The organism is Acinetobacter sp. VT 511 (assembly GCF_001077515.1).
GTDB lineage: Bacteria > Pseudomonadota > Gammaproteobacteria > Pseudomonadales > Moraxellaceae > Acinetobacter > Acinetobacter schindleri.
The window spans coordinates 272,295-284,912 of the sequence record NZ_LFRE01000089.1; the positions used below are offsets into that span (position 1 = coordinate 272,295).

At 43.8% G+C, this 12,618-nt stretch carries 12 protein-coding genes; 8 read left to right on the forward strand and 4 right to left on the reverse strand.

What is annotated here, in order from left to right:
• Positions 1-59: 59 nt before the first annotated feature.
• Both ACS72_RS14075 and ACS72_RS14080 read left to right on the forward strand, forming a co-directional pair.
• Positions 60-563 carry a YaiI/YqxD family protein gene (locus tag ACS72_RS14075; protein WP_163165409.1) on the forward strand — a complete coding sequence of 168 codons (504 nt, stop codon included), beginning with the start codon at positions 60-62 and terminating at the stop codon, positions 561-563.
• A gap of 15 nt (positions 564-578) precedes the next feature.
• Complete coding sequence (locus tag ACS72_RS14080) at positions 579-1,481, forward strand: DMT family transporter (RefSeq protein WP_048882441.1); 903 nt, start codon at positions 579-581, stop codon at positions 1,479-1,481.
• Positions 1,482-1,491: 10 nt separating this feature from the next.
• On the opposite strand, the gene ACS72_RS14085 is transcribed toward ACS72_RS14080, so the two are convergent.
• Positions 1,492-2,058, reverse strand: coding sequence for a PilZ domain-containing protein (locus tag ACS72_RS14085; protein ID WP_048882442.1), 567 nt, complete (start codon positions 2,056-2,058; stop codon positions 1,492-1,494).
• A 26-nt stretch (positions 2,059-2,084) separates the two neighbouring features.
• Between ACS72_RS14085 and ACS72_RS14090 the strand changes: the two genes are divergently transcribed.
• From ACS72_RS14090 to ACS72_RS14100, 3 genes are all read left to right on the forward strand, one after another.
• Positions 2,085-3,320, forward strand: coding sequence for a lipoprotein-releasing ABC transporter permease subunit (locus ACS72_RS14090; protein ID WP_048882443.1), 1,236 nt, complete (start codon positions 2,085-2,087; stop codon positions 3,318-3,320).
• Complete coding sequence (gene lolD, locus ACS72_RS14095) at positions 3,313-3,996, forward strand: lipoprotein-releasing ABC transporter ATP-binding protein LolD (RefSeq protein ID WP_004815072.1); 684 nt, start codon at positions 3,313-3,315, stop codon at positions 3,994-3,996. Before ACS72_RS14090 ends, lolD begins: the two co-directional genes overlap by 8 nt.
• Before the next feature lie 96 nt (positions 3,997-4,092).
• Complete coding sequence (locus tag ACS72_RS14100; protein WP_048882444.1) at positions 4,093-6,546, forward strand: DNA internalization-related competence protein ComEC/Rec2; 2,454 nt, start codon at positions 4,093-4,095, stop codon at positions 6,544-6,546.
• Here ACS72_RS14100 and ACS72_RS14105 read toward each other — a convergent pair.
• Positions 6,533-7,543, reverse strand: coding sequence for a lysophospholipid acyltransferase family protein (locus ACS72_RS14105; RefSeq protein WP_034591971.1), 1,011 nt, complete (start codon positions 7,541-7,543; stop codon positions 6,533-6,535). The genes ACS72_RS14100 and ACS72_RS14105 overlap by 14 nt on opposite strands.
• Positions 7,544-7,671: 128 nt before the next feature.
• Between ACS72_RS14105 and sppA the strand changes: the two genes are divergently transcribed.
• Complete coding sequence (sppA, locus tag ACS72_RS14110; RefSeq protein WP_008302409.1) at positions 7,672-8,694, forward strand: signal peptide peptidase SppA; 1,023 nt, start codon at positions 7,672-7,674, stop codon at positions 8,692-8,694.
• Complete coding sequence (locus ACS72_RS14115; protein ID WP_008302411.1) at positions 8,691-9,497, forward strand: alpha/beta fold hydrolase; 807 nt, start codon at positions 8,691-8,693, stop codon at positions 9,495-9,497. The genes sppA and ACS72_RS14115 overlap by 4 nt, the downstream gene beginning before the upstream one ends.
• Positions 9,498-9,555: 58 nt before the next feature.
• Here the strand turns inward: ACS72_RS14115 and purN are convergent, their stop codons facing one another.
• Together purN and purM are read right to left on the reverse strand one after the other, a co-directional pair.
• A complete protein-coding gene (gene purN, locus ACS72_RS14120) occupies positions 9,556-10,185 on the reverse strand; it encodes a phosphoribosylglycinamide formyltransferase (protein WP_008302413.1) in 630 nt (209 codons plus the stop codon).
• 4 nt (positions 10,186-10,189) lie between these two features.
• Positions 10,190-11,260, reverse strand: a complete 1,071-nt coding sequence (gene purM, locus ACS72_RS14125) for a phosphoribosylformylglycinamidine cyclo-ligase (protein WP_004892154.1) — start codon at positions 11,258-11,260, stop codon at positions 10,190-10,192.
• A 134-nt stretch (positions 11,261-11,394) separates the two neighbouring features.
• On the opposite strand from purM, the gene cxpE reads away from it, so the two are divergent.
• The gene (cxpE, locus tag ACS72_RS14130; RefSeq protein ID WP_004815086.1) at positions 11,395-12,615 is read left to right on the forward strand and encodes a chloramphenicol efflux transporter CxpE; all 1,221 of its coding nucleotides are present in this window, start codon (positions 11,395-11,397) and stop codon (positions 12,613-12,615) included.
• The last annotated feature ends 3 nt before the right edge of the window (positions 12,616-12,618 follow it).

Genomic DNA, 12,618 nt, shown 5'->3' on the forward strand with positions numbered 1-12,618 from the left:
TTCATATCAAAAGGGTATAAAGAAAACCGGAACGATGAGCACTGCATTTGCTAGAATAGATGACATTTATTTCTATCCCGGACCCATGCGTGTTGCCATTTAAACTTTGGGTAGATGCCGATGCATTACCCCGTATTCTTAAAGATGTCATTATTCGCGCTTCAGACCGTTATCAGCTTGAAGTGACCTTTGTAGCAAACCAGCCTGTAGGCATCACTCCTTCAATTCGTATTAACTCGATTCAGGCACTCAGTGGTGCCGATGCGGCAGATCAGGAAATTGTAGATCGTATGAATGAACATGACATCGTGATTACCCAGGACATTCCGCTGGCGGCACAAGTCATTGAAAAAGGTGGTATTGCCATTCATCCACGAGGTGAAATCTATACCACGGCAAATGTCAAAGCGCGTCTGCATTTACGTGATTTTATGGATACGCTGCGTGGCGCAGGGGTACAAACTGGCGGACCGCCACCAATTTCTGAGCGTGATAAACGCGAGTTTTCCAGTTCACTCGATCAAACCATTCAAAAGCAAAAGCGTAAAACAGCTGCAAAATAACGAGAAAATTTTCAAATGCCCAAACAAAGTAACCTGATGGTAACCTATGCCTTACTGGTTTTCATCTGGTCCACCACACCACTGGCAATTGTCTGGAGTGTGAAAGATCTGCATCCAATGTGGGCATTGGCAATCCGGTTCTTTCTGGCTCTGCCTTTGGCTTTGGGACTACTTTGGCTGTTTAAAACCCGGTTACCATTTGATCGTGTTTCCTTGCACAGCTATCTGGCAGGGGCCTGCAGTTTTATCGGCTCGCAGACCTTTACCTATTGGTCTACAGACTATCTTAGCTCCGGTATCATTGCCCTGATGTTTGGTCTTTCACCTGTGATTTCCGGCCTGATTGGGCGCTTCATGTTTGGGATGCATCTTTCTCTCAATCAATGGCTAGGGATGACAATTGCCTTAACAGGACTTTCCATTATTTGTCTGGGGGATGCGGATCAGCATATTCAACCAGTCGGGATTGTGATTGCGCTAATTGGTGTACTGGTTTATTGCATGTCTATGTATTGGGTGAAAAAGATTAATGCGCCAATTGATCCGATGGCACAGGCAGCAGGCTCGATTGGCTTGTCAGTAATTTTCTCTATCGGTATGCTGCCTTTTATCTGGCAATACGCACCTACTGCCATGCCACATGCCAAGAGTCTATTTGGATTAGGGTATGCCGTGATAATGGCTTCGCTGATTGCGATGTTCTGTTATTTTAAACTGGTGCAGAAGATCAAACCGACTACCTTGTCGCTCACCAATGTATTGACACCGATGTTGGCACTAATGATAGGCGCTTTACTGAATAATGAAAAATTGCCCCTCATTGCTTTGGTGGGGGTCGTAATTTTATTGTCTGGTCTTGTTGTATATTTCCTGAAAGAAATTCGGGCGAGCATTCAGGCCCGTCATAAAAAGCAATAATTTAGTCAGATTATTGAATTTCGTAAGCTTTCACACATTCACTAATTTTTGCCCGGTCCTGTGGATGTAGAGTAATGAAATAAGCCCCAGTGCGGAATTGGCCATTATCTTCGGCACGGCTATAAACCACTTGCGCTGTCGCTGCAATATGGAAGAAATTCTCTGGATGGCTTAAGGTCAGGTGAATATAGGTGCCTTCCTTGATGAGATGTTTACTAAAAAAGCTTAAGCCAGACTCGGAAAAGTTCACATCTTCAGGAACAGGTAACATGCTCTGTACAATTGAATCGTATAAAGACCCGGTGATCAGGTTTAATTTTTGGTTAAATAAGGATAAGATTCGAGCAATTTGTTGATCTTTTTCAGCTAATTGTTCTAATTCGTAGTTGAGTGCATGATCAAATTGATCTAACTCAGCAAGTAGTAGAAAATAGCGGGGCAATACGAAATTAGCATCGTAAGGATCATTTAAGGCTACATCATCGGAAATAATCTGATAATTAATTCGTAAGGCAGCATCGATGCGTGACATGACACGTCTTTCAGTAACTCCATGCTGATGCTGTAAATTTTCCATAATTTATTACCTCGGACTAGATGGTTATGTTCAAACCAATCTCGCTGTACATAGGGTTGAAATATACTCGCGCACGGCGCAGTAACCACTTTATTTCTTTTATCGCTTTAGTCTCTATGATCGGCCTCACGCTTGGTGTGGCAGTCCTCATTACAGTACTGTCTGTAATGAATGGTTTTGATCGAGAATTAAAAAATCGTGTCTTAGGAATGATACCTCAAGCCACTGTTTCTTCAACACAAATTTTAACAAATTGGCCTGAACTTGCAAAAAAAATTGAACAACATGAACATGTTCAAGGTGTTGCTCCATTTACCCAGTTACAGGGAATGTTGACTGCGCAAGGGCAGGTTGCCGGGATCATGGTCACAGGAATCGAACCAGATTATGAAAAGAATGTTTCTATCATTCAAAATCATATGGTTGAAGGCAGTATCGATCAGCTGAAAAAAGGCGAGTTCGGAATTGTGCTGGGCAAGCAGATGGCAGACTCAATGGGGGTCGGTTTAAACGACAGTATTACCTTGGTATTGCCGGAAGCCACGCCGTCACCTGCTGGTGTAGTGCCACGCTTTAAGCGCTTTAATGTGGTCGGAATATTCAGCATTGGTGCAGAAGTGGATTCAATGATGGGCTATATAGCCCTGAATGATGCGGCAACTTTGCTGCGTCTGCCAGATGGTGCACAGGGGATCCGCATGAAGCTGGATAATATCTTCCTGGCACCGCAAGTTTCACGTGATATTGTCATGAATTTGCCAGCAAACTTCTATGCTTCTGACTGGACTTATACTCACGGTAACCTGTTTAGTGCCATTCAGATGGAAAAGGCAATGGTGAGCTTGCTACTGTTCCTGATTGTCTTGGTCGCAGCGTTTAATATTGTCTCCTCTTTGGTAATGGTAGTAACTGACAAGAAATCGGATATTGCCATTTTACGTACCTTAGGTGCTTCACCTGCGACTATTACCAAAATCTTTATGGTGCAGGGAACTGTCATTGGTGTGATTGGTACCTGTGCCGGTGCAATTCTGGGTATCATTGCTGCAACCAGTATTAGTAGTCTGGTGGGCTGGCTGAACAATACTTTGGGTCTACATATGTTTGATGCCTACTTCATTAACTACTTGCCGTCTTATCTACGCTGGCAGGATGTAGTGCTGATTGTTGTGTTGTCATTGGTCTTAAGTTTTGTAGCAACAATCTATCCTGCGCTACGTGCAGCGAAGATTCAGCCTGCGGAGGCATTACGTTATGAGTAATATCATTCTAGATGCCCAGAATATTCAAAAATCTTTTACCGATGGTAAATCTACAGTTGAAGTGATCCGTGGTCTGTCTTTGCAGGTGCAGGCGGGTGAATTTGTTTCAATTGTTGGTTCAAGTGGTTCAGGCAAAAGTACTTTGCTGCATGTGCTCGGTGGTTTAGATCGTCCAACTTCGGGTCACGTGATGGTGAACGGCCAGCGTTTTGATACGCTGTCTGAAGCTGAGCGCGGTTATGTACGTAATGAGCACTTAGGCTTTGTCTATCAGTTCCACCACCTTCTGCCTGAGTTTACTGCACTTGAAAATGTCGCGATGCCACTGATGCTACGTAAGGGCAGCAAATTCAAGGAAGTGAAACAGCAAGCTGAGTATCTGCTGGAACGTGTGGGCCTAAGTCATCGTTTAACCCATAAACCGGGCGAGCTGTCTGGTGGTGAACGCCAGCGTGTGGCCATGGCGCGTGCCTTGGTGGGGAAACCAAAACTGATGATGGCCGATGAACCGACCGGGAATCTGGATCGTAAAACTGCGGTAAAAATTTTTGAGCTACTGACCGAATTACGTCAGGAGTTCAATATGGCCATGCTGATCGTAACCCATGATGAGCAATTGGCTCAGTCAGCAGACCGTATTCTGCATATGCAGGATGGATTATGGGTGAATGACTGATATTGTCCTAAAAATATTGGAATAATCCTCTTTGATTGAAGCTCACTCCGGTGGGCTTTATTATTGCGTCATAAAATAACAATAAAAAGAAAAATCATGCTGCAATGGCTAGGTGTAGGCTGGATTCTTGGCTTGACAACAATGGGGTGGAATAAAGCTGAATACCAGTTATCAGCAGGATCAGTCTGCCTGATTATGCTGGTATGGCTGCTTATCTACCGGGTCATCCATTTAAGGCTGCATCATGTTTATCTACGTTTTATTTCTATTTTATTTTCCCTAAGTCTGAGCTTTTTATTAGCGCAGGGCTTTGCCAATCATGCTCTTAATCAGCGATTGCAATTTATCGAGAAAGAAGTTGGGCAGCGAGAAGTTATCGTTTATATCTCCCGGCTCAACAAAATAAATACCAATATTATTCAGCAACCCTTACAGGTATTACAGCCGAATGGGACGCTAGTGCAGTGGCTAGGTTCTGTTAAACAGGAAGGACCAGTGCAGGCTGCGTTTAATATGTCAAATCAACTCCAGCTGGGACAGTATTATCGACTAAACGGGGAAGTACGACCGGCACATGCCTATGCCACGCCCGGTGTATTCGATGTAGAGAAATGGCACCTTGAGCAGAACCTGATGGCAGGATTTCGTATTCAACAGATTCAGCCTTTAACCCAGCAAGAAGTTTATGCACTCGGTTTTAGCCAGCATTTACGCCAACAGCAAAGTTTAAGATCCTCGCTACTTCTTTGGATTGAACAAAAACGATTAGAGTTAAGAGTATTTATTTACCAACAGCCAATACGAAACAAAGGATTGATGCTGGCTCTGCTAACGGGAGATGAGAGTTTACTGGATCCAGCAATTGAACAGCAGTTTCGCCGTTTCGGCATGAGTCACCTGCTGGCAATTTCTGGGCCGCATGTAGTGATTTTTGCACTGATATTCTGTGCGAGTTTACAGTTTTTGACAGCCAGGCTTTTTCCAGCTCTCTATCTGAAATGGCCCAGACAATTTTACCTGAGTATACCTTTTTTACTTTGTGTCTTACTGTACTGCGCCTTTGTGGGTTTTGAAATTCCGGCCCTACGTACCTTGTTGATCTGTGTAATGATCACGGCCAGTATCTGGTTGAGGCAGTATGTACAACCTTTAAAGTTACTGATCTTAAGTGCAGCAATATTACTGTTACTGGATCCTTTTAGTATTTTGTCCGCAGCTTTCTGGTTGTCTTATGGTGCCTGTTTTGTCTTGCTGCGAATTTATCAGACCATACAGCGACAACCACGAGATGTAATCCAAAGTCCAGGACAACGTCTATATTTTGCAGTAAAAGTTTTAGTTGAATCTCAGTGGAAAATTTTTGTCGCCTTATTTCCCTTAATGATTATTTTCTTTAAACAGCTGGCCTGGATCGCACCATTGAGTAATTTGTTCGCGATTCCATGGATTGGTCTACTTATTGTGCCACTGGATATTATTGCCGCTCTATTTTTCTTCATTGCGGAACCATTCGCGGCACTGATCTTTCAAATGAACGATCTGATGATCAGTATGTTACTTGGTTTTTTAAATCTACTGGATCATCTGTTTTCACCTGAACTGATCCCGGTCGCAATGACACCATGGCTACTGATATTGAGTGTAGTTATTCTTGTAATTCTTTTTATACCGCGTGGAGCGGTACCCAAGTCATGGGCAGCGTGTGGACTGGTCCCCATCATGGCAATACCGCTTTATCATTCGCCATTTCAATTGCATGTGCTGGATGTGGGGCAGGGTCAAAGCATCTTTATCCGTCAAGGCCAACATAACATGATGGTGGATACTGGTGGTAATTATGATGAAAGTCGTTTTAGTATCGGTGAGCAGATTATTCTTCCATTTCTATCCGTGCAGGGAATATCTAAGCTTGATCAGCTGGTATTGACCCATTTGGATCAGGATCATAGTGGAGCTTATATGCATATCCGTGATCAACTTAAGGTTTCAGAGCTTATCGCCAGTGAACAGCCTGAACTGAATGAAAGTACTCAATTTAAATTATGTCAGCAGGGACAGTCCTGGAACTGGAATGAACAGATTTATTTTCAGGTGTTATCACCGCGGTCAGACTCACTTAATCAGTTTAAACCTGATAAAAATGAAAATTCCTGTGTTATCCATGTACAAGTTAAAGATGCCTGGCCTTATCAGCATTTTTTACTGATGGGCGATACAGGCTGGCAAACTGAGTTTCATTTGCTAAGAGATTATCCGGATTTAAAAGTCGATGTGTTGGTCTTGGGGCATCATGGTAGTCAGCACAGTTCAGCCTATCAGTTTTTACAGCATTACCGCCCCAAAATCGCGATTGCTTCTGCTGGGCGATTTAATCGTTATGGCCATCCCAGTCGATTGACTCAAGCACGATTACAAGCTTTAAATATTCCACTGTTAAGTACGCCAGAGCACGGTAGCGTCGAGTTTTTTATTAAAGAAAAACAAATACATCTTACATCTTATCGATCAAAATATAGATGGTTGCAGAGAGAAGATCTTAAGATTCAATAGCTGTATTTGTATTTAAAGTCTGTAAAGTTTCTGCTGCAAGTTTTGCCTGTTCGTCCTGATAGGCCTGGCGCAGATCATTAATTTTAGCCAGTGCTTCATCTTGTGGAATGCGATAAATGGTGCCGCCCAGAGACTCATGCGCTTTAAAGCGTTTATAGCTCCAATGGTAGTGCTCCGGGTAACGATGAATCAATTCTTCCATTTTCTTGAAAATAATCTCGGTACCCTGATTCGGGGTAGAGTTATAGATTTGCTCATCGAGGGGCTCGAAGAATACATCAAAGCCTCCTTCAGTATTACGCATTGCAAAAAGGAACAGGCATTTTGCCTTGGTCTTTTGAATCAGTTTGGCGCTGAGGTTGCTTGAGCTGAGTGGTACACCAAAAAAAGGAATATATTCACCGCCTGCAGTTGGGGTATGGTCTGGAAGAATCACTGTCGTGCCGCCTTGTTTCAAGGCTTTAAAAATCTGACGAACGCCTGTTTCATCGGTGGGTAATAAGGTAGCCTGCTCACGACTCCGTGCCTCACGAACAAAGTTATCCACGGCAGGATCTTTGACTGGCTTGTACATAATGCTCATTTGAGTAAATTGAGCGAGATAAGCATTCATGATTTCCCAGGTACCAAAATGCGGCACAATCAGTACCAGCCCTTTATTTGCTGCAAGTGCTTCCTTAAGTAAATGTTGTCCTTCTACATGATGGATACGTTGAAGATTTTTTTCATTGCTCGAGCCCCAAATACTAAAAAACTCAAAATAAGACATCAATTCATTCCGGATTGAGGCACGCGTAATCTCTTCACGTTGCTGTTCTGAAAGCTCCGGAAGTGCAATTTTCAGATTAAAGCGAATAGTTTCTGAGGTCTTGGAAGTCTTCAATAGATTTACAATGCCCGCAAGACTGCTTGCCATCAATCTCGTAATTGGGAGCGGAAGTCGGCTGACGAATTTAAGCAAACCATAGGTTGAATTCTTTGAGCTTTGTGCAGTCATTGAATTGATATTAAGAGCAATGGGAAGGAATAATTGAAATTTATTATAGGATAAAACTGCTGGTTTAGACAGAAATACTCAAATCGATGTATATAATGGGCACAATATAATTATGTGTTGGATTGTTTATGTCCGATTGGCCACCAAAACCTGAAAATCAAATACAAAATACGCCACAACCTCAGCAACCGACAGGACCTGAGTGGAAACTGCTTGAAAAAGCGGTACTTGCCTCTATAGAAGAGCAGCGCCGCGCACGTCGTTGGGGGATCTTCTTTAAATTCCTGACGTTTGCCTATTTGCTGTTTATTATCCTTGCCATGGGCAAAAGCTGCAGTACAGCATCGACTGATGCCACTAAAACATCAGATGAGCATCTGGCGGTGGTTGATATTATTGGCACGATTGCATCAGACAAGCAAAGTGTGAATAGTAACAACACCATCAAGTCGCTGAAGAAAGCTTATGCAAGTAAGCAGGCGAAAGCAGTGGTTCTGAATATCAATTCTCCAGGGGGGTCACCAGTGCAATCTGATGAAATCTGGCAGGAAATTCAGTACCTGAAAAAGCAGTATCCGCAGAAAAAGCTGTATGCTGTAATTGGTGATACTGGCGCTTCGGGTGCTTATTATATTGCTTCTGCTGCAGATGAAATTATTGTCAATCCATCGAGTCTGGTCGGTTCAATTGGCGTAATCATGCCGAACTATGGCGTGAGTAACCTGATGCAGAAACTGGGCGTGGAAGACCGTACCATGACTTCGGGTGAAAATAAGGCACTACTTTCGATGACCCAGCCGGTTGATGCTGCACAGAAAGCCCATGTTCAAGGGGTGTTGGATAATGTGCATGCTCACTTTATCAATGCAGTGAAACAAGGTCGTGGAGCAAAGCTTAAATCAACTGATCCTGCAATTTTCTCAGGCCTGTTCTGGACGGGTGAACAGGCAGTACAATTAGGTATTGCTGACCGTACCGGTAGCTTACAAACCCTGAAGCGTGAACTGAAAACTGATAAAGCCTTGAACTACACCGTTGAATACAGCCCATTTGAGTCTATCTTAGGCCGTATGGGGGCTTCCCTAGGTGAAGGTATTGCCAGCTCGGTCGCTCAGAAACTCAGTACTGAAAGTCAGACCAAACTGCAATGAAGCCAATTATTCATTTTGCGCACGCCAATGGCGTGCCTTCTCGTGTCTATCAGAAACTGTTTGATGGACTAAAAGATGAGTATGACATTATCTATGTGCCGTTGCTGGGTCCAGATAAACGTTATCCGATTGATAATCATTGGAATAGCCTGACCCAGCAAGTAATCGACAGTATCGTACGCCAAGCACAAGGTCGCCAGGTGATTGGTCTGGGGCATTCGCTAGGTGGAGCCTTAACCATGATGGCTGCTCGTCAACGGCCCGAACTGTTCGAGCAGGTGATCATGCTGGACCCACCTTTGATTATGGGACCGTCTTCATTGATGCTGCATATGGCAAAAGTATTCAAGCTAAAGGCTGTGGATACGATGTCACCTGCTGCTTTATCTTTACGCCGTCGTGATCATTGGGAATCCCGTGAGCAGGCAGCAGAATTACTACGTTCAAAGGGCTTTTATAAAGATTTTGATCAGGAGTGTTTTCAAGCCTATATTGATCATGCCTTGAAAGATGACCCAGTGCGGGGTGGGGTTGAGCTGACCATTCCCAAAATGGACGAAGTGAATATCTTTCGTACCAATCCATCCTTATGGTGGTTACCGCAAGCAAAGGTCAAACTGCCGATGCATCTTGTTGTAGGTAATGAAAGCCTGTTTCATAAAAGACAGTTTCCAAGACTGGTTCAGAAGAAGTTTGGTATTCCCTTTACGGTAACGCCAGGTGGACACATGTTTCCTTTAGAAAGACCGTATGAAGTCGTTGGTCTGATCAAGCAGCTCATCGCAGAGCAGTCTTTAAAGTAAAAAAAGTGAAACATAAAAAAACGCATCCGGGGATGCGTTTTTTTATGCAGTGTATTCTTTAGAATTTGCAGAATTGAACCGGTTCCTGCATCAACTCACCGCGATACATTACGCCAGCAGCAGTATGCTGAATCGTACCAGTACAGATCCATTCCACCACTTGCGGGTAAATCAGATGTTCCAGTACATGCACGCGCTGAGCTAAAGAGTGTGTCGTATCTTGATGAGATACTTTTAAAACCCCTTGAGCCAAGGCCTGACCAGCATCCAGTTCAGCGGTTACATAATGTACGGTACAGCCGTGCAGGGTATCCCCAGTATTCAGCACCCTTTGATGCGTGTGCATACCTTTGTAATTCGGCAAGAGAGAAGGATGGATGTTCACCATTTTACCTTCCCAGGCTTTAACAAATTTTTCACTTAAAATTCGCATAAAGCCTGCCAGTATCACTAAATCCACATCCCAATCTAACAGTTGCTGATGCATTACATCATCAAAGGCTTCACGATTCGGATACTGCTTGTGTTCAATGACTGCAGTCTGAATTCCAGCTTTTTGCGCACGCGCTAAAGCATAAGCTTCAGGCTTGTTGGAAATTACGCCGACAATTTGCCCTGACAGATTGGCATCAATCAAGGCTTGCAGGTTAGATCCACTGCCTGAAACAAGAACAGCAATTTTAATCATGCGATTATGCGAAGATCACACGGATTTTTTCATCAGCGCCTTCTACAGACTCGGCATTGTCCGCAATGTGACCCATCGTCCATGCTTTTTCGCCAAGGCTGTTCAGTACGTCTACAGTCTTGTCTGCATCTGCTGCGTCAACAACAAGTACCATACCTACGCCGCAGTTAAATGTACGATACATTTCAAACTGTTCTACACCACCTTCGCGTTGAAGAAGCTTGAATAGTTCAGGCCATTCCCAAGAAGACTCATTCACAACTGCTTGAGCCCCGTTTGGAAGTACGCGAGGCAGGTTACCTGGCAAACCACCACCAGTGATGTGTGCCATTGCATGCACATCTACCTGTTTAAGCAATTCAAGAATCGGTTTTACATAAATACGTGTTGGTTCCATTGCTACGTCAGCAAGTGGTCGACCATCGATGATCTGGTTTAAATCAACGTTTTTCACGTCAAGAATTTTACGAAGTAGTGAGTAACCATTTGAGTGTGCACCTGAAGATGCAACACCAACTAGCACATCGCCTGCTTTAACTTTAGAGCCATCAATAATTTTACTTTGCTCAACAACACCCACACAGAAACCTGCAAGGTCGTAGTCTTCGCCTTCATACATGCCTGGCATTTCAGCAGTTTCACCGCCAACCAATGCACAACCAGCAAGTTCACAGCCAGCACCAATGCCAGTAACAACATTTGCTGCGACATCAACATTCAAGTGACCAGTTGCATAGTAATCCAGGAAGAACAGTGGTTCAGCACCACAAACGAGAAGGTCGTTTACACACATTGCAACCAGATCCTGACCAATTGTGTCATGACGGTTCAAATTCAATGCTAAACGTAATTTTGTACCAACACCATCAGTGCCAGATACGAGAACAGGTTCTTCATAACCTTTAGGGATTTTACAAAGTGCACCAAAGCCACCAAGACCGCCCATAACTTCAGGACGTTTAGTGCGCTTAGCGACGGACTTGATTCGGTCGACTAACGCGTCTCCCGCTTCAATATCGACACCTGCATCTTTGTAGCTTAAACCAGTGTTTGGGGTAGAAGTTGAGTTGCTCATAATGAAGTCTCCGCATTCGCGGCGCTGATTATACCCGAATATACGAAACTCTTATGTTATTTATGTCCTAAAATGCTATCTTTATTCAAATATTTTACTTTTTATAATGATTAATAGAGAAAAGGCAAGACTTTATGGTAGATCGTACCTTACGTCGCATTTTTATCTTGGCTGGTATCGCCTTGATTATTTGGGTGTTATACCTACTTAAGCCTGTTGTTGTTCCATTTGTCGGCGCATTTTTTATCGCCTATCTATTTAGTCCTTTGGTTGATCGTTTACATCGTATTGGTCTGCCGCGCTGGCTCTCTATCAGTATTGTTTTTATCGGGATCGGGGTGGTGCTGACCCTAGCCATGTGGTACTTGGTGCCGTTGGTGTGGAAACAGTTAATGTATGCCCGCGACAGCATTCCTGCTGGAATTCACTGGGTCAATTATACTTTCCTGCCGTGGCTGTCTGATACTTTTAATCTCGTGCCAATGGAAATTGACACCAACCAGATTTCCAGTGTGGTCATGGATTATGTCCAGACCAATTATAGTGCCGACAGCATTCAGGCAATGGCCTTGAAATTGGCACAATCAGGGATCAGTTTTATTCAGATTGGTGGAACAATTGTTCTTATTCCTATCATTGCTTTTTATTTCCTGCTCGACTGGGAACGCATGCTCGACAGCATGCGCCGACTCATTCCACGTCCATACGAGCGTAGTACTTTGGAAGTTGTTGGTGAATGTCACGAAGTTTTGGGTGCATTTGTGAAAGGACAATTTCTGGTCATGGTATTACTAGGCGTTGTTTATGCCGTCGGTTTACAATTGATTGGCCTGGAAATCGGCCTGATCATCGGGATGGTCGCAGGCCTGTGCAGTATTATCCCGTATCTGGGTTTTGCAGTTGGGATTATTGCAGCAGTAGTGGCGACTTTATTCCAGTTTGGAATTGACTGGTGGCAACTGGTTCTAGTAGGCATTGTATTCATGGTAGGTCAGGCGGTAGAAGGCTATATCCTGCAACCATTCCTGCTTGGCGATAAAATAGGCCTGTCACCAGTCGCTGTGGTATTTGCCGTATTGGCAGGTGCTCAACTGGCAGGATTCCTGGGTATGCTGATTGCCTTGCCAGTCGCTGCGGTGATCGTTGTATTACTGCGTCATGCCCGTGAATTCTATGAAAAAAGTGCACTCTACGATAATAGAACCCTCATCATCCAAAAGGCCTCTACTGGCTCTATCAATATTGAAACCCCTAATGTAGATGTAGATATTGACCTGAAATCGCCTCATGAGAAAGCACTGCAAGCAGATGAAAAATCGAGTAAGATTGAAAAAACCCAGCTTAAAGATGGATAGGCC